This is a genomic window from Bradyrhizobium liaoningense, from assembly GCF_018130825.1.
Classification (GTDB): domain Bacteria; phylum Pseudomonadota; class Alphaproteobacteria; order Rhizobiales; family Xanthobacteraceae; genus Bradyrhizobium; species Bradyrhizobium liaoningense_B.
The window spans coordinates 822,483-839,285 of record NZ_JAFCJS010000003.1 but is presented as its reverse complement, the minus strand read 5'-3'; the positions used below and the strand labels follow the sequence as shown (position 1 = coordinate 839,285).

16 protein-coding genes are annotated in these 16,803 nt (G+C 65.3%); 9 read left to right on the top strand and 7 right to left on the bottom strand.

The window, feature by feature from the left end; all coding sequences use genetic code 11:
• Window positions 1-54 precede the first annotated feature (54 nt).
• From JQ603_RS17405 to JQ603_RS17390, 4 genes are all read right to left on the bottom strand, one after another.
• Window positions 55-657 carry a hypothetical protein gene (locus tag JQ603_RS17405; protein ID WP_212341203.1) on the bottom strand — a complete coding sequence of 201 codons (603 nt, stop codon included), beginning with the start codon at window positions 655-657 and terminating at the stop codon, window positions 55-57.
• 221 nt (window positions 658-878) lie between these two features.
• On the bottom strand, window positions 879-2,192 hold the full coding sequence (locus JQ603_RS17400) for a tetratricopeptide repeat protein (RefSeq protein ID WP_212341201.1): 1,314 nt from the start codon (window positions 2,190-2,192) through the stop codon (window positions 879-881).
• A gap of 15 nt (window positions 2,193-2,207) precedes the next feature.
• Window positions 2,208-3,218: an aldo/keto reductase gene (locus JQ603_RS17395; protein ID WP_212341199.1), complete on the bottom strand. Its 1,011-nt coding sequence runs from the start codon at window positions 3,216-3,218 to the stop codon at window positions 2,208-2,210.
• A 304-nt stretch (window positions 3,219-3,522) separates the two neighbouring features.
• Window positions 3,523-3,948 carry a PaaI family thioesterase gene (locus tag JQ603_RS17390; protein ID WP_212341542.1) on the bottom strand — a complete coding sequence of 142 codons (426 nt, stop codon included), beginning with the start codon at window positions 3,946-3,948 and terminating at the stop codon, window positions 3,523-3,525.
• A 67-nt stretch (window positions 3,949-4,015) separates the two neighbouring features.
• Between JQ603_RS17390 and JQ603_RS17385 the strand changes: the two genes are divergently transcribed.
• Both JQ603_RS17385 and JQ603_RS17380 read left to right on the top strand, forming a co-directional pair.
• A complete protein-coding gene (locus JQ603_RS17385) occupies window positions 4,016-4,645 on the top strand; it encodes an NUDIX hydrolase (RefSeq protein ID WP_212341197.1) in 630 nt (209 codons plus the stop codon).
• A 56-nt stretch (window positions 4,646-4,701) separates the two neighbouring features.
• Window positions 4,702-5,916, top strand: a complete 1,215-nt coding sequence (locus JQ603_RS17380) for a hypothetical protein (RefSeq protein ID WP_212341195.1) — start codon at window positions 4,702-4,704, stop codon at window positions 5,914-5,916.
• A gap of 149 nt (window positions 5,917-6,065) precedes the next feature.
• On the opposite strand, the gene JQ603_RS17375 is transcribed toward JQ603_RS17380, so the two are convergent.
• On the bottom strand, window positions 6,066-6,368 hold the full coding sequence (locus JQ603_RS17375) for a hypothetical protein (RefSeq protein WP_212341194.1): 303 nt from the start codon (window positions 6,366-6,368) through the stop codon (window positions 6,066-6,068).
• Window positions 6,369-6,563: 195 nt separating this feature from the next.
• On the opposite strand from JQ603_RS17375, the gene JQ603_RS17370 reads away from it, so the two are divergent.
• The 5 genes from JQ603_RS17370 (at window position 6,564) to JQ603_RS17350 (ending at window position 11,663) form a co-directional block, all read left to right on the top strand.
• Window positions 6,564-7,043, top strand: a complete 480-nt coding sequence (locus JQ603_RS17370; RefSeq protein WP_026312531.1) for a hypothetical protein — start codon at window positions 6,564-6,566, stop codon at window positions 7,041-7,043.
• A 172-nt stretch (window positions 7,044-7,215) separates the two neighbouring features.
• Complete coding sequence (locus JQ603_RS17365; protein ID WP_212341193.1) at window positions 7,216-8,163, top strand: TAXI family TRAP transporter solute-binding subunit; 948 nt, start codon at window positions 7,216-7,218, stop codon at window positions 8,161-8,163.
• Between the two features lie 190 nt (window positions 8,164-8,353).
• A complete protein-coding gene (locus JQ603_RS17360) occupies window positions 8,354-10,465 on the top strand; it encodes a TRAP transporter permease (RefSeq protein WP_212341191.1) in 2,112 nt (703 codons plus the stop codon).
• Window positions 10,426-10,845 (top strand): DUF1850 domain-containing protein, encoded by a 420-nt coding sequence (locus JQ603_RS17355; protein WP_212341190.1) that lies wholly within the window; start codon window positions 10,426-10,428, stop codon window positions 10,843-10,845. The genes JQ603_RS17360 and JQ603_RS17355 overlap by 40 nt, the downstream gene beginning before the upstream one ends.
• Window positions 10,846-10,856: 11 nt before the next feature.
• Complete coding sequence (locus JQ603_RS17350) at window positions 10,857-11,663, top strand: SDR family NAD(P)-dependent oxidoreductase (RefSeq protein WP_212341189.1); 807 nt, start codon at window positions 10,857-10,859, stop codon at window positions 11,661-11,663.
• A 179-nt stretch (window positions 11,664-11,842) separates the two neighbouring features.
• On the opposite strand, the gene JQ603_RS17345 is transcribed toward JQ603_RS17350, so the two are convergent.
• Both JQ603_RS17345 and JQ603_RS17340 read right to left on the bottom strand, forming a co-directional pair.
• Complete coding sequence (locus JQ603_RS17345) at window positions 11,843-12,613, bottom strand: hypothetical protein (protein ID WP_212341188.1); 771 nt, start codon at window positions 12,611-12,613, stop codon at window positions 11,843-11,845.
• Between the two features lie 184 nt (window positions 12,614-12,797).
• Window positions 12,798-14,375, bottom strand: coding sequence for a cation:proton antiporter (locus JQ603_RS17340; protein WP_212341187.1), 1,578 nt, complete (start codon window positions 14,373-14,375; stop codon window positions 12,798-12,800).
• A gap of 81 nt (window positions 14,376-14,456) precedes the next feature.
• On the opposite strand from JQ603_RS17340, the gene JQ603_RS17335 reads away from it, so the two are divergent.
• Together JQ603_RS17335 and JQ603_RS17330 are read left to right on the top strand one after the other, a co-directional pair.
• Complete coding sequence (locus tag JQ603_RS17335) at window positions 14,457-15,221, top strand: tetratricopeptide repeat protein (RefSeq protein WP_212341186.1); 765 nt, start codon at window positions 14,457-14,459, stop codon at window positions 15,219-15,221.
• A gap of 131 nt (window positions 15,222-15,352) precedes the next feature.
• On the top strand, window positions 15,353-16,735 hold the full coding sequence (locus JQ603_RS17330; RefSeq protein ID WP_212341185.1) for a tetratricopeptide repeat protein: 1,383 nt from the start codon (window positions 15,353-15,355) through the stop codon (window positions 16,733-16,735).
• The last annotated feature ends 68 nt before the right edge of the window (window positions 16,736-16,803 follow it).

Below are 16,803 nucleotides of genomic sequence, written 5' to 3'. Positions count from 1 at the left end.
AAATGGAAGGATGCGCATCCGCTCCGCTGACGAGCGGGACGAGACGAAGTGCCGCTACTTGAACGGGTCCTGGATCGACGGCGACGATTGCCGGATGCGGCGCACGCTCACCGGCGTACCGTCGGAGACGAACAGCAGTTCATATCGACGTCCCTCGCTGTCGGTCGCCGAGCAGGTCACGTCGTTCACCTTCCTGGCAGCGAAGTTACCGGTCTGGCGGCAAACGCCGGTGGAGGCCTGCTCGGCGGGTACCGGCAGTCCGTCGACCTTGGGCCGGTCCTTGGAGTTGAGCAGCATGCGGTCGATCGGCAGCTCGTAGGAATTGTCGTCGGCGCGCTTGCCGTTCTCGCCGGAGAACGACACGACGTGGTTCGCATCGGTGGGATCGTCGACGGCGACCGCGAAATTGACCCGGCCCGTGTCGCCATGGGCATAGGCGACCGTCTTGCAGGCGAAGGTGCGGCCCGCGACCTTCAGCGTCTTGCACTGGCCGGACATCAGCGCCAGCAGGTCGATCAGGGCGTTCTGCTGCGCCGGCGGGTTGTTGACCGGAATGGGCTTGGAATCTTCGGCGAAACAAGGGCTTGCCGAAGCTGCAAGGGAGGTGGCGAGGGAGGCGACGAAGGTTGCTGCGAGGACCGGTCGGCGGAGGCGCATCGTCAGGCTCGCATGCCGGGGGACGCTGGACATCGGGACCATGGAAAACGGGACGCGGCGAGGGTCCGCTTCATAACCGTCGAATCGCCAATTGGTTGCGTCCCGTTCGCATTGCCGAGTCCGTCTGGAATACCACCGCACCATCCCTGGCGATTCGTCCAAATCGCCCCACCGTCCCGGCGGGCACTAGCCGTCAGGCCGGTGTTTTTTTCGTGGCAGAGCTAACCCATCGTCGCCTGCCAGCGCGTATCGCGGAAGGAGGGGCGGCGGTGCAGGCGGGCGTCGAGCAGGGTGCGCGCGCGAGAGAGCTCGCCGCTGCGCATGAGGGCGACGATGAAGGTGTCCTCGATCAACTCGCGCTGGGCATGGCTGCCGCCGATGCGCACGACCTCGCTCAGCACAGGCGCGAGCAAGCGTACGCAAGCTTCATGATTCTCGTCAGCAAAGGCCGCCAGTGCGCGGCAGATCGCCGGCACCACGGGGCCGGCCGCCAGCTTGCCGTCGGCCAGACGCTGCTCGATCACGGCAAGGCGGGCGACGAGCGACTCCTGATTTTGCGTTGCGGCGGCGAACAGCGCCATGTGGACGTCGGCGAACGGCAGGCCCGATTTCGGAAACAGTTTTTGCGCGGTCGCGTCGGCCTCCACCCACAATGCCTTCGGCACCGCATGGCCGTACGTCGACAGGCGCCAGAGCAGCGAGGCGCCGTCGGTGATGATGTTGAGCGGCGGCGCCTGCGTGGCCGAGGGCTGGAGCACGTCGGCATAGATCTTGAGCGCCCGTGCGGCATCGCCATGCTCGAGCGCGCCGAGCGCCTGGTGCCAGCGGATGTGGCCGTGCAAAATACCGGCGCGGTCGTAGGAGGGAATCCAGTCGTCGACGAGACGATCGGCCTCCTCGATGGAGCCGTCCTCGAACATCGCATGCAGCACGGCATGCGCGGCGTGGGCGTTGGCGCGGCGGAGGTTGAAGCCACGCTCGGTGACGGGCCGGCCGCGCGCGACGTCGCCGTTCTCCGTCATCGCCCAGCCATACAGCGTGAGGAACCACCAGTCCTCGCCATAATGCTGTGCGACGCGCTCGCACAGCTCATGCCGGGCGCGGTCGTGATCGGCCATGCCGGAGAAGGCGAACAGGCCGAAGGCACCGAGCGGCAGCGACAGCACGACGGCATCGCGGGGCCAGCTCTCGACATGCTGCAGCATCGCTGCGATCGCTTCCGGCAGCCGGCCCTCGATCGCGAGCGCCAGCGTCTCGACATGCGAGCGCTCGCGCTCCGTGCCGCGTCTGGCAACGAGCTCGCGCGCGGCCGCCGCCTTCTGCCGCGCGAGATCGCCCTGTTGATAGAAGGCGTGCACGCGGCCGCGGGCGATATGGGCAAGTGCGAAATCCGGATCGGTCGCAATCGCGCGCTCCAGCGCCTCCGCCGTGCCGGTCCAGCCTGCGAGCATGAGGTCGACACCCTCACGATAGGCGGATGCCGCCGCATCGGATGCGGTTGAAAGCGGCAGGCCGTAGCGGTCCTCATGCGGCATCGTCGTCTCCCGCTGCTAACTCGTCCGCGCGCGGCGGCCTTCGATCGGATAGGCCGGGTCGTTGTAGCCCGGCGTCGAGGGATGGCCCGGCACGACCAGTCGATCGATCAGCGCTTCGTCCTCCGCGGTGAAGCGATAGTCGAGTGCGCGGATGTAGTCGTCCCATTGTTGTTCGGTGCGGGGGCCGGCGATGATGGAGGTCACGAACGCCGAGTTCAGCACCCAGGCGACCGCGAACTGGCCGGCGGTGATGCCCTTCTTCTCGGCGTGAGTCTTGATCTCCTGCGCGAGCTGGAGCGACTCCGGTCGCCACTCCGTCTGCATCATGCGGGTGTCGTTGCGGCCGGCGCGCGTCTCCTTGTCCGGGGCGGCATCCGGCTTGTACTTGCCCGTGAGCACGCCGCGCGCCAAGGGGCTGTAGGGCACGATGCCGAGGCCGTAATAGGCGCAGGCCGGAAAATGCTCGACCTCGGGCATGCGGTTCATCGCGTTGTAATAGGGCTGGCTCACCGCCGGTCGGTCGATGCCGAGCCGGTCGCAGATGTTGCAGATCTCGGCGACGCGCCAGGCGCGATAGTTGGAGACGCCGAAATAGCGCACCTTGCCTGATCGGATCAGATCGCCCATCGCGCGCACCGTCTCCTCCAGCGGCGTCGCATGGTCTTCCTTGTGCAGATAGTAGATGTCGATGTGGTCGGTGCCGAGCCGCTTCAGGCTTTCGTCGGCGGCCTGCATGACCCAGCGCCGCGACAGGCCGACGCGGTTGGGATCATCACCCATGGGATTGGCGAGTTTCGTCGCGAGCACCCAGGCGTGGCGGTTGCCGGCGATGGCGCGGCCCACGACCTCTTCGGAAGCGCCTTTCGAATAGGCGTCAGCGGTGTCGATGAAGTTGATGCCCGCGCCGTGCGCCTTCTCGATGATCCGTTTCGATGCGGCTTCATCGGTCGGCCCGCCGAACATCATGGTGCCGAGACAGATCGGCGAGACTTTCAGGCCGGTGCGGCCGAGCTGGCGGTATTGCATGAGTGGTCCTCGAAGCTTTCGGAGGCGACAGCATAGCTATCCAGCCCCGTCATTGCGAGCGCAGCGAAGCAATCCAGAGATGCGCCTGCGGGGAGAGTTCTGGATTGTCTCGCTGCGCTCGCAATGACGGGTGGCCATGCACTCATGCCGAATATTCGGTGTCATCGCCCGACTTGATCGGGCGATCCAGTATTCCAGAGACGGCTGTGATTGAGCCGAGAGGCCGCAGCGTACTGGGTCGCCCGGTCAAGCCGGGCGACGACAGTGGTGGGTGTGGTTGGCAGCGGGGCTGCCTAACGTGTCCCTACGCCGGCCCCTTCAGGATCTTGAACACGCCATTGGCCATCACGATGCAGCGATCATCCACCGTGACCTCGGTGCTCATGAAGATCAGGCTGCGGGTCGAGCGCACCACGCGGGGGCGGGAGATCAGGATGTCGCCGATCTGGCCGGCCTCGACGAAATGGGTGTCGAGCTGCACCGTCGCCATGAATTCCTTGCCGGAGGTGTAGCGGGCGGTCATGCCGCAGGTGCGGTCGGCGAAGGTCATCATCACGCCGCCCTGGACCATGCCGCGGCGGTTGTGGTGCTTGTCTTCGGTCGCGAGTGCGAATTCATATTGCCCGTCGACCTCGCGCTCCCACAACGGGCCGATCAGGTGCATGAAGCCCGTGGTCTCCAGGATGCTCCAGCCCTCTGATTTGAGCCTTGCGGCGGCCTTGTTGGTCATCTCGTCGTCCATTCCTTTGCGGGCCTTCGATCTCATTTCATCGGGGCCGGACGTGGTGTAGTCAAGCATGATGAGACCGTTCGACGATGCCACACGGCGGAATATCGCGGCTGCCTGCGCGGCCTTCACGCGGCTGCCGGAAGACGATGCGGCGCCGGCGCTGAAGCGCGCCGCGGTGGCGGTCGCACTGACTGACGCGGGCGAGGGCGACGACACCGCATTCCTGCTCACGCTGCGCGCATCGCATTTGCGCGCCCATCGCGGCCAATGGGCGCTGCCGGGTGGACGCTGCGATGCCGGCGAGACGCCGGTCGAGGCCGCGCTGCGCGAGCTCGACGAGGAGCTCGGCCTTCGCCTCACCGGCACTGACGTGCTCGGCACGCTCGATGATTATCCGACCCGCTCCGGCTATCTGATCACCCCGGTCGTGGTCTGGGCCGCGGACAGCGCTGCGATCCATCCGAACCCAGATGAGGTCGCCTCGGTCCATCGCATCGCGCTCACGACGATCGAGCGCGAGGACGCCTTCGATTTCACCGTCATCCCCGAAAGCAGCCGCCGTGTGATCCGCTTCCATCACCAGATGAGCCTGATCCATGCGCCGACGGCGGCCTTGATCTATCAGTTCCGTGAGGTGCTGGCGGGGCGGCAGACCCGCGTGGCCGAGCTGGAACAGCCGGTGTTCGCCTGGAAGTGACGATGGTAAACGGCACGTTAACGTGACGGTTACCGGATGCCTGCTAAGAGGGCAGCATGCATCAATCGATTCGAAAAAGTCTGGTTGCGGTTCCACTCGCGTTTCTCCTGCTCGTGCCCGCTGCGCGTGGCGGCGAGGCCGACGCGCTGCCGCCGTCCGTCGCCAATGCCAGGGCTCAGCTACTGTCGCAGTTCTTCGCGCAAGGTGGTGCCTCGCCCGCCGTGCTCGAATATCGCCGCAAGCTGCAGGAATATCAGGCGGCGCGCGGAGCCTTCGACGAGGAAGCGGGCGCCTATTGGAGCCAGATCTCCGAGAAGCGGAAAGGCCGCAACGCCAAGCGGCGCAGCGGGCAGCAGATCGCGCTCGACGATTACGTGCTGGAGCATCCGCCGGTCTATACCGGACCGAAGCGTCCGGTGAATCCGGAGCCGGAGGAAACGCCGGAACGCCCCGCCAAGAAGCCGATTCCCGTGGTCGCCGATCTGCTGCGCGCGGCGCAGGAGCTCTACCAGTTCACGCCGCAGCGCCCCTCCAGCGAGGTCGAGTTCAAGCGCGCCTATGCGCGCTACGCGGTTGCTTCGGGGCTGACGCGCGAGCAGGCGGTGCGGGTCTACTCGTTCGAGACCGGGGGCACCGGTAGCTACGACGTGCAGGCGGGCATCGAGCATGGCGGCAGGCGTGCGATCTCGACCGCGATGGGCTACAACCAGCTGCTCACCACCAACAGCGTCGAGCTGCTCGCCGAGCAGGGCCATGAATTCATCCGCGCGCTCTCCGACAAGGTGGCGCGGGCCTCAGGTCCGGGGCGCCAGGCGCTCGAGCACAAGCTCGCCATTCTCAAGAAGATGGTGGCGCATGCGAAATCGGTGCCCGACACCTGGTCGGAGCATGAGAAGATCGGCAACACCGCGCAGGGCTGGGCCATGCATGCGATGGTGCTGGACATCGACATCGGGCCGATGCTGCAGACCCACAAGCTGCTGACGTCAGTGCTGTTCGCCCGCGCCAAGGGCTACACGCGTCCGCTCACCGCGGCCGAGCTCGAAATGATGAACCTCACCGGCGACGGCACCGGCCTCGACATGGTGACGATGCCGCAGGCGATGCGCGAGCAGGTGCCGACCTCGAACTTCTTCCAGCGCGGCGGCTACGAGCGCAACCCGGTCGCGATCCGCCACAACACGGTGGCGAAGCTGCTCGCGGTGACGGACGAGCGGATGGACTCGAACAGCGGCAAACCCGGCGCAAGGGAGCTGGCGGCGGCGTTTTGAACGGCGTCGTCCCGGCGAAGCTGCCGTAGGGTGGGCAAAGCGAAGCGTGCCCACCGCTTTCGACCAGAGTTTGCTGACAGATGGTGGGCACGGCGCTGACGCGCCTTTGCCCACCCTACGACAGCTTCCTTTGTGGCGAGAGCCGCCCCCTACTGGTCCGGCCCGAACTTGAACTTGCCGTCGCCTTCCAGATACGGGCCGCTGCGCATGTAGAGCTGGCCGTTGTGGCCGATGAAGAACAGCGTGCCCTTCGGCACCTTCTTGGCGCCCTTCAAGAGCTCGCCCGCATTGCTGGTCCCCATCTTGTAGGAATAGGTCTTGCCGTCCTTGTCATAGGCATAGCCCGTGTCGGGCTTGAGCTCCCAGGGCGTCGCCCCGGTTTGCGCCAATGCGGGTGCGGCCAATGCCGCGAGCGCGGCTGCGATTGCAAATGTCTTCGTTGAAAATGCCATGTTTCCATCCTCCCCATCCTCGGGGTGCCCGGCTTGAACAAATCACGAACGGTATTGTCAGGTCAATTCGCGAGAGCGCCGCGGCGCATCACGTCTCGCCCAGCAGTTTGTGATTTTCCCTTCGTCCCCTCGCGACTATGTTCCGCTTTCCGTCTAGAACGCAATTCGACAAAAATATTGGTGGGGATGATTCGAATGAACCATGTCATTAAAGCCTGCTCGGCTGCCGCGCTGCTGCTCACGGCGCTGGCGCCGGCCGCCCGGGCGGACGATTACCAGCTCAGCCACAACCAGCGGATTTCCTGCAGCCGCGGCCTTGCCCCGGGCAAGCTGAACACGGCGACCTGCAAGTCCTACACCTACCTCTTCAACACCAAGACCTCGGAATATTTCCGCTGCCAGGTCTCTCTGGCGCTGACGCGGGACAACAAGGAGGTCATCAACGTCCAGACCGACGGCGGCTGCACCAAGAAGCCGCGCATCTTCGAGACCGACGGCAAGTATGACTTCGATGCGACCGAGACCGAGCCGCCGAACACCAACTCGTTCTTCGGTCCCGGCGGCTACTCGGTCTGGGCCGCCGACGTCACCACGCAGAAGGTGCGCGGCTGCATCATCATCTCCTCCGGCCTCGGCTCCGACATCTCCAAGTGCCTGGACATGACGTTCCAATAGGACTTGCCAGCTATGGCGAGGTGCGCTCCTGCGCCACCTCGCCGCACCCGCCGGGTTCCCAAAAGCCGAGCCGGAACGGCTGTTTACTGCAGTCCTGTTTTGCCTTTTGGATGGGTTGACCCGCATCCCCTGTCCGGCCAATTTCGCCGCCGGTTTGGGGAGTACAAAAATCATGAAACGGACGTTCTTCGGCGTGGCCGCGGCTCTGGCTCTGGCGGCGTCGACACCTTGCGCGCATGCGCAATCCTTCATCAACGTGCTGACCGGCGGCACCTCCGGGGTCTACTATCCGCTCGGGGTCGCGATCGGGAAGATCTACGGCGACAAGATTCCGAACGTGAAGACGCAGGTGCAGGCCACCAAGGCGTCGGTCGAGAATTTGATCCTGCTGCAGCAGGGCCGCGGCGAGCTGGCGTTCACGCTGGGTGACTCGCTGAAAGCGGCCTGGGATGGCGAGGAGGAGGCGGGCTTCAAGAGCAAGCTCGACAAGCTCCGGACCATCGGCGCGATCTATCCGAACTACATCCAGATCGTCGCGACCGCCGAGAGCGGCATCAAGACGCTGGCGGACCTCAAGGGCAAGAGCCTGTCGGTCGGTGCGCCGAAGTCGGGCACCGAGCTGAACTCCCGCGCGATCCTTAGCGCCGCCGGCATGAGCTACAAGGATCTCGGCAAGGTCGAATATCTGCCGTTCGCCGAATCCGTCGACCTCATGAAGAACCGCCAGCTGGGTGCGACGCTGCAATCGGCCGGCCTCGGCGTTGCCTCGCTGAAGGATCTCTCGACCTCGAGCCCGATCACGGTGGTGTCGGTGCCGAAGGAGACCGTCGACAAGATCGGCCCGCCCTTCATCTCGGCGACCATTCCGGCCAACACCTATACCGGCCAGGACAAGGACGTGCCGACCGCGGCCGTGGTCAACTATCTCGTGACCAGCTCGGCGGTGTCGGAGGATCTCGCCTATCAGATGACAAAACTGGTCTACGAGTCGCTGCCGGAATTGCAGAATGCGCACGCGGCCGGCAAGGAGATCAAGCTCGAGACGGCAGCGACCGGCAGCCCGGTTCCGCTGCACCCCGGCGCGATCCGCTATTACAAGGAAAAAGGGCTGATCAAGTAATACTCTCTTCCTTGTCATTCCGGGGCGGCTCGTTAGAGCCGAACCCGGAATCTCGAGATTCCAGGTTCGATGCTTTGCATCGCCCCGGAATGACGGAGAGGAGTGCAAATGCCCGGGACAATCCCGGGCATGACGTTTTTAGAGCGCTGTGCCAACGCTCAGCGGCATGGACAGGCTGGGGACGAGTTAAATGCTGGAAAAGGCTGAGGGCACGGCAGAGCCGATCAAGGTCGAGTTCGACAATTTCGAGCATGGTTTTCCGGAAGGTTTTGGTCCGGGCTGGTGGGGCCAGCTCGCCTACTGGATCGGCATCGCGTTTGCGACCTTCCAGCTCTATGTCGCCGCCTTCAACTATCTGCCGAGCCAGGTGGTCCGCGGCGTCCATGTCGGCTTCCTCGTCCTGCTCACCTTCGGCCTCATCGCCAACTTCACCGCGAAGAGCAATGCTGGCCGCGCGCTCGGCTGGGTGATCGGCGCCGCCGGATTCTTCTGCGGCCTCTATCAGTGGATCTTCTATGCCGATCTGATCGCGCGCGACGGCGATCCGACCAGGCTCGACCTCGCCGTCGGCACGGTGCTCGCTGTGCTGATCTTCGAGGGCACGCGGCGCCTGATGGGCGCGGCGCTGCCGCTGATGTGCGGCGCCTGCCTGCTCTACTGGTTCTTCGGCCAGTATCTGCCGTCGCCGCTCAACCATCGTGGCTACGACTTCGACCAGATCGTCACGCATCTGTCGTTCGGCACCGAAGGCTTTTACGGCGTGCCGATCTACGTCTCGGCGACCTACATCTTCCTGTTCATCCTGTTCGGCTCGTTCCTGGAGCGCGCCGGCATGATCCAGCTGTTCACCGACGTTTCTCTCGGGTTATTCGGCAGGACCCGCGGCGGACCGGCCAAGGTCGCGGTGTTCGCCTCGGGCATGATGGGCACGATCTCCGGCTCGGGCGTCGCCAATGTCGTCACCGTCGGGCAGTTCACGATTCCCCTGATGATCAAGTTCGGCTACCGCCGCGCCTTCGCCGCCGGCGTCGAGGCCACGGCCTCGATGGGCGGCCAGATCATGCCGCCGGTGATGGGCGCGGTCGCCTTCATCATGGCTGAGACGCTCGGCGTCCAATATTCGGAGATCGTCAAGGCGGCCGCGATCCCTGCGATTCTCTATTTCGCCTCCGCGTTCTGGATGGTGCACCTCGAAGCCGGCAAGCACGGTCTCGTCGGCATGAAGCGCTCGGAGATCCCGAGCGCCTGGAAGGCGCTGGTGACGCGCTGGTATCTCGTGCTGCCGCTCGCTGCCCTCGTCTACATGCTGTTCGAAGGCTTTACGCCGCTCTATGCCGGCAGCATGGGCCTCGCGCTCACCGTGACGCTGATCCTCGGCACCGCCATCACGACGGGCGCCTCCTCGATGGTGATCCGCACCATCTTCTGGGTCGGGCTCGCGCTGGTCGTCGCGGCGCTGTCGCGCGACGGTCTCCAGATCGTGCCGGTCGCGACCGTCGTGGTCGGGCTCGTCGTGATCACGGCGTTCGTGCGTGGCGGGTTCAAGGCCTTGCGCGAGTGCCGCGATGCGCTCGCCGAGAGCGCAAAGTCCGCCATCACCGTGGGCATGGCCTGCGCGATCGTCGGCGTCATCATCGGCATGATGTCGCAGACCGGTGTCGGCACCATCTTCGGTAGCTGGGTGATCGGGCTCGGCGAGAAGAGCCTGTTTCTGGCGCTGGTCATGACCATGCTGCTGTCGATCCTGCTCGGCACCGGCATCCCGACCATCCCGACCTACATCATCACCGCTGCACTCGCCGCGCCGGCGTTGGCGAAGCTCGGCGTGCCCTTGATCGCGAGCCACATGTTCGCGTTCTACTACGGCATCATGGCCGACCTCTCGCCGCCGGTGGCGCTGGCAGCGCTCGCGGCGGCGCCGATCGCCAAGGAGAATCCGGACAAGATCGGCTGGGAGGCGATGCGCATCGCGCTCGCCGGTTACGTCATTCCCTTCATTTTCGTCTATTCGCCCGCGTTGATGCTGCAAGCCGGCGATCCCATGGCGGCCAAGCTCGGTTTCTACGGCGCGGTGGCGCTCGCGACCGTCAAGGCGCTGGTGGCAATCGGCCTGTTCGGCATGGTCGCGATCGGCTTCCTGTTCACGCGGCTGACGATCGTCGAGCGCCTGGTGGCGCTCGGCGCCGCGTTCTGCCTGCTCGGCGACTTCCTGTTCAGCGACACCGCCGGCTTCACGCTCTCCGCTGCGCTTCTGCTGTGGCAATGGCGGCAGCGGCCGCCGGCGCCGGTCGAGGCGGTGTGAGCCTCTGCTTCGCAACAGCCGGCGGCGTGAAGGCGCTGGCGCTGTCCGCGTTCACGCTCGCATGGACGCATTCGATCGCGAAGGTCGAGTGGCAGGAGGACTGGCGCGTGACGCCTGCCGGCCTCGAACTGGTACAGGCCCGCGTCAAGGGCACCGGCCCCGGCATGGAGCCGCCGCCCGAGGCGCGCCTCGTCGATGGCTGGTTTCAATGGCGGCCGCAGCGTGCGCCGATGCCGGAGGTGGTGCTGGGCAATTCCGGTGCGGCTGGGGAATGGCGGCTGTGCCACGACGGAAGCTGCCAGACGTTGTCGGAGATTGTCGGGCATCCCATTGGTGCTAACGTCACCAAAATGAGCATCTGTGAACAACAAGAGAAGTAAGGGAGATCATGATGGATCGGCTCAAGGGCAAGGTTGCGATGGTGGTGGGGGCCGGCTCGATCGGACCGGGCTGGGGCAACGGCAAGGCGACCGCGGTGACCTTTGCGCGCGGGGGCGCGCAGGTGTTTTGCGTCGACCGCAACGGTGCCGCGGCCGAGGAGACCGCCAAGATCATCACCGGCGAAGGCGGCAAGGCGACGGCGTTCACGGCCGACGTCTCGCGTTCCGCCGAGATCGAAGCGATGGTCGCGGCGTGCCTGAAGGCCTATGGCCGCATCGACGTGCTCGACAACAATGTCGGCATCGCCGAGATGGGCAGCGTGGTCGAGGTGACCGAGGAGAGCTGGGACCGCGTCTTCAGCGTCAACCTCAAGAGCGCCTATTTCGCCATGAAGCACGTCATCCCCGTGATGGTGAAGCAGGGCGGCGGCTCGATCATCAACATCTCCTCGATCGCCTCGATCCGCCATGTCGGGATCTCCTATGTCAGCTACAACGCCAGCAAAGCGGCGATGAACCAGCTCACCCGCTCCACCGCGATCGAGTTCGCGAAGAACCATGTGCGGGTGAATGCAATCCTGCCCGGCCTGATGAAGACGCCGATGGTCGAGCATTCCGCGGGTCTCGCGAACAGCTATGCCAAGGGCGATGTCGAAGCGATGTGGCGCGCCCGCGATGCGCAGGTGCCGATGGGGCACATGGGCGAGGCTTGGGATGTCGCCAATGCCGCGCTGTTCCTGGCATCGGACGAGTCGAAATATGTGACGGGAATCGAGCTGGTGGTGGACGGCGGGATCACCTGCAAGGCGGGGGCTTGATACGCAGCTGTTAAACCCGTCATCCTGAGGCGCGAGTGGCGCGATGCGTTGCATCGCGCCGGGAGCCTCGAAGGATGGACGGCCCCCCGCAGCCGGGCCGTCGCCCTTCGCGGGCCGCTGAAGAAGCGGCCACCTCAGGGTGACGGATTGGCATTGGTGCTTCGCGATGGCACCGAGAGCTACTGCGCCATCGCCAGGATCCCGCCGGCAAACGCGTGCCACACCGCCGTCTCGCTGATCGGCCAGTTCAACACCTTCACCGCCAGCAGCGCGAGTGTGCCGGTGATGTAGACCGGATGAACCCTGCCCTCGGCGCGCCAGTCGCGCACCATGGCGACGACGAGCAGCAGTGCGGCGACCACGGCCGGCGCGATCGTTACGGGCACCGGCGGCGGGCCGGGTGGTCCAGGAGGTGCGAGAAAGGTCAGGAACCAGCGCGCGATCGCGGCGTCGAGGATCGAGACCGCGGCGAGCAGCATCAGGCGCTTGTGAATCTCGGGCCTGCGCGTGTTCATGATGGCAAGCACGAAGACAATTGCGAAGAACGCAATCCCGCTCATCGGAACGATCGAGAACGAGATGCCCGCCTCGGTCTGCCCGAGCGCGGCCGAATGCTTCATCACGTGCACTGAGGCGAGGAAGCCGAAGATCGTCATTGCCGTCGCAAGCGACACGCCGACAATGCCGAACGAGCGGTGATTGACCACGCGGCCCGAGGCCGCGAGCCAGGTCTGGATCACGAAATAGAGCGACCAGGTGAAGAACAACAGTCCGTGAAAGTGGATCACCGGGCTTGCGGAGAATGTCCGGTGGGCGAGCGGCACCCAATAGGTCGGCGCGAAACCGAGAAAGGCCGTCGCCGCGCAGGCTAGGGCCATGTGGAAATAAAAATATCGTGCAGGCGACGCATCACGCGCGCGTACACGACGGTCGTCGATCAGGGTTGTCATCAAGAATGAGTCTGGAGGGGCAGGGTTTGGTTCAAACTCGCCGTTGTCCCGGACAAGCGTAAGCGCAGATCCGGGACCCATAACCACAAGACGTAGTGGTATCGCTCGCTGGCAACTCCGAATCTTCGCCAAACACAATGTCGTGGTGATGGGTCTCGGATCGGCGCGCGCTTGACAGCGGAGGTTAACCGCCCGCGCTCAATTCTGCGCGATCGAGCTCTTCCTCGAGCCGGTGAAACGCGTCGTCGCCGATCACCTCGGTGGCACGCAGGTCGAAGATGGATTTGCGCGCGGCCTCGATGGCGCGACGGCGCAGCGGATCGGCGGGCAGTTCGCCGTTGGCGATGCCGCCGTTCGGATCGGTCTCGGTCTGCATCAGGATGGCGCGATATTCTAGCCGCAGGATTTCCGCCTCCTCCGACGGATCGCTTTCGATCGCATCGAGCGCCGCGCGATAGGCGACGGCGCGGCCGCGCGCGACCTCGATGCCGACGGGGTCGTCGTCCTTGAGGTCGAAGGCGAGGATCAGCGGCCGCAGCGTCAGACCCTGGATGATGAGCGATCCCAGCACCACGGCAAAGGCGATGAAGACGATGAAGTCGCGATAGGGAAAATTCTCCGGCAGCGCAAAGGCGGTGGCGAGCGTGACGAGGCCGCGCATGCCGCACCAGGAGATGATGAGCCCGCCTTTCGGCGAGGCCACCTGTTTCGGATCCTTGGGATGGTAGAGGTTATGCGCGATCAGCACGCGCAACGTCGTCCGGTAGAACGTCACCCAGAACAGGCGCACCAGGACCACTGTGAGCAGGATCCAGGCGGCGGCCACGCAATATTCCCAGCGCACGTCGGCGTCGAGCCGCGTCCAGATCGGCCGCATCTGCATGCCGATCAGCATGAAGGCGAGCACGTTGAGCACGAACACGGTCGTCTCCCACACCGCATAGGACGGCACCCGCAGCCGTGCCGGCATGCGCGCCGGCGCGGTGCGCGCGAGGGCGATGGCGTAGATCACGATGGTGAGGATGCCGGACAGGCCGAGATGCTCGGCACCGATCCAGATCATGAAGGTGGTGGCGAACTGAACGATGATCGCGCTCGGGGCTTCCGTCACGCGCTCCATCATGGGCGCGATGATGCGTGCTGCGACGAGGCCGGCGATGACGCTGCCGACCAGCGCCAGCGCCATGGTCGGCGCGACCTGGCTCCAGGTCAGATGCTCGGTGGCAACCGCGCCGACAGCGATGCGATAGATCAGCAGTGCGCTCGCGTCGTTGAGCAGGCTTTCGCCCTCCAGCACCTTCACCATGCGGTGGGGCAGCTTCACCTGGCTCAGGATGGCGACCGCGGCGGCTGCATCCGGCGGTGCCACGATAGCGCCGAGCGCAACCGCAGCGGCCCAGGGCATGTCGGGCATCAACCGGTGCGCGACGAAGGCGACGCCGGCCGTGGTCAGGCCGACCGCGGCGACGACCAGGGTGGAGACCGGAACCCAGTTGTTGCGCAGATCGCGCAGCGAGGTGTCGAAGGCGGCATCGAGCAGGACCGGTGCGACAAAAAGCGCCAATGCCAGGTCCGGCTCGAGCGTCCAGGTCGGGCTCGAGGGCACGAAGGCGATCAGGGCGCCGCCGATGGCGAGAAAGGTCGGGTAGGGGACCTTGATCCGCCGCGCCAGCGCCGATAAGGCAACGGCGCCGAGCAGCAGCACGATGATCCATTCGAATGTCGACACGATAGTCCCCGAGACCGATTTGAGCGGTGCCACAAGCTAGCACCAATCCGGCCGTATGATGGATAATGCGGCCTCAAGGCAAGAGTGAAGCAAGACCTTCCGACTGCAACAAGCATGCGTTTTCAAAAGCTCATCCAATGGTCAGCTGCCGCAGCGCTCTCGGCGCTTCCGATCGGCGCGGCCCATGCTGCGACCGGGGGCGAGCCGGTGGCCGTCACGCAGGTCGATATCGCGCCGTGCCTTGCGGCCGCCGCGGCCGACGACATGGACAAGGCGAATTCCGCCTGCGCGGCCGTGATCGACAACGAGAAGACGGCGAAGGCGGACCTGGTCAAGGCGCTGATTGCGCGTGGCGCGCTTTTCGCGCGACACGACCAGGTGGACCGCGCGATTGCTGACGACAGCCGCGCTCTTTTGCTCGATCCCACGCTCGCCGACATCTTCAACGCCCGCGGCGAGCTCTGGCTGAAGAAGGGCGACAAGCCCAAGGCGGTGCAGGATTTCGGTGCCGCGCTCAAGATCGATCCGAATCACGAGAAGGCCAAGGCCAATCACAAGGCGATGGCGCGCGAGATCGAGCGCATCGGCGCGCAGATGGCGGTCGCCGGCAAGCCCAGCTTCAACTGCGCCCGCGCGGCCCGGGCCGTGGAGAAGGCGATCTGCGGCAATCGCGAGCTCGCCGATCTCGACCGGGAGATCTATGGGTCCCATCTGCGCGCCGTCCGCGAGGCCCGGAGCCCGGCGGAGGCTCGCAAGATCCAGCGCGAGCAGGACGATTTCATCGCGCGCAGGAACGCCGGATACGGCCGGCCGGGCTATGATCTGAAGAAGGCGATGCAGGACAGGCTGCAACAGATCAACGGGGTGGACGGGTATTGAGCGTCTTCGCCTCTCCCCGCGTGCGGGGCGAGCGGGCGCGGACGCCGGTGCGCTGCTGACGGGTCCGGTTTGAACCCGGTCCCAGCCCGCCGCGACAACGGTAAGAACCCGATGTCACGGAGCCCAAAGTCATGTGCGGCATGCATCTTTCCGCGCAAACGTCCTCGTTCACCAAAACGTCGCTATGCGCGCTCCTCCTCGGCACGGCAATGAGCCTCGCACTCGTCGTCCCGGCCTCGGCTGCAGCCGATTGTGTCGCCGGCAGCAAGGCGGCTCCCGCCGAGCTGATCACGTCGTGCAGCGCCATCGTCGACCAAACCGCCAATTCGAGTTCCGATCGCGCCGCGGCGCTGCTGGTCCGTGCCAATGCCAATGCGCACACCTCGGGCGGCCTCACCCAGGCCCTGCGCGATATCGACCGCGCCATCGCACTCGACGGCAAGAACGCAAAAGCCTGGCGCCTGCGCGGCGACCTCTTGCGCGAGGCCGGCGGCGACCTCAATCGGGCCGCGGCGGATCTGACCAAGGCGATCGAGCTCGATCCACAGGATGCGGAAGCTTACGAGCTGCGCGGCGTCGTCTACACCAACCAGCATCGCTTCGACCGCGCCATTGCAGACTACGACCAAGCCATCAAGCTGAAGGCGGATTCCGCCCAGGCCTGGTCCGACCGCGGGGCGACCTTCTATCTGCGCGGCGACTACGACAAGGCCGTCGCTGACCTCAGCGAGGCGCTGCGGCTCGATCCGAACCGGGCGCGCAGCTACACCAACCGCGGCGCCGCCTACAAGAAGCTCGGCGAGCTCGACAAGGCGATCGCAGACGACAGCGAGGCGATCCGGCTCGATCCAAAGGTGCCGGAGTATTTCGATAACCGCGGTCTCACCTATGCCGCCATGAAGGAGTACGACAAGGCGATCGCCGATTACGATCAGGCGATCCGTCTCGAGCAGCGGGTGAACTTCCTGACCAACCGCGGCGACTCCTACCAGTTCAAGGGCGAACTCGGTGCCGCGCTCTCCGACTACAATGACGCGCTGAAGCTCGATCCGAATTTTGCCAAGACCTACAACAACCGTGCCGTGCTCTACAAGAAGATGGGCGATCGCAAGAAGGCGCTAGCCGACTACGAGGCGACGTTGCGGCTCGATCCCGCCAATGAGAACGCGCTCAACGGCCGCCGCGCGATGATCGCCGAGATCGCAAAATTTGGCGGCGAGCCGGCCCGTGTGCTGAACGCCGCCGCCAGCGATCCGTCGTTCGACTGCGCCTCCGCCAAGCGCGAGGTCGAGAAGGTGATCTGCGCCGATCCGCAGCTCGGCGTGCTCGACCGCCAGATCGCCGAGGCTTACGAGCGCGTGTTGAAATCCGCGAGCAAGCGCTCGGCGGACGGCCTGCGCAGGTCCCAGCGCGATTTCCTCGTCACGCGCGATGCAAGCTTCCGTCGCCCCGGCTACGATCTGAAAAAGGTCATGCAGGAGCGGTTGCAGAAGCTGAACGCGATGGAGAGCTAGGCGCTATTCTCCCCGCCCCTCTCCCCGCAAGCGGGGAGAGGGGGAAGGACATCATCCTTTTCGGCTTG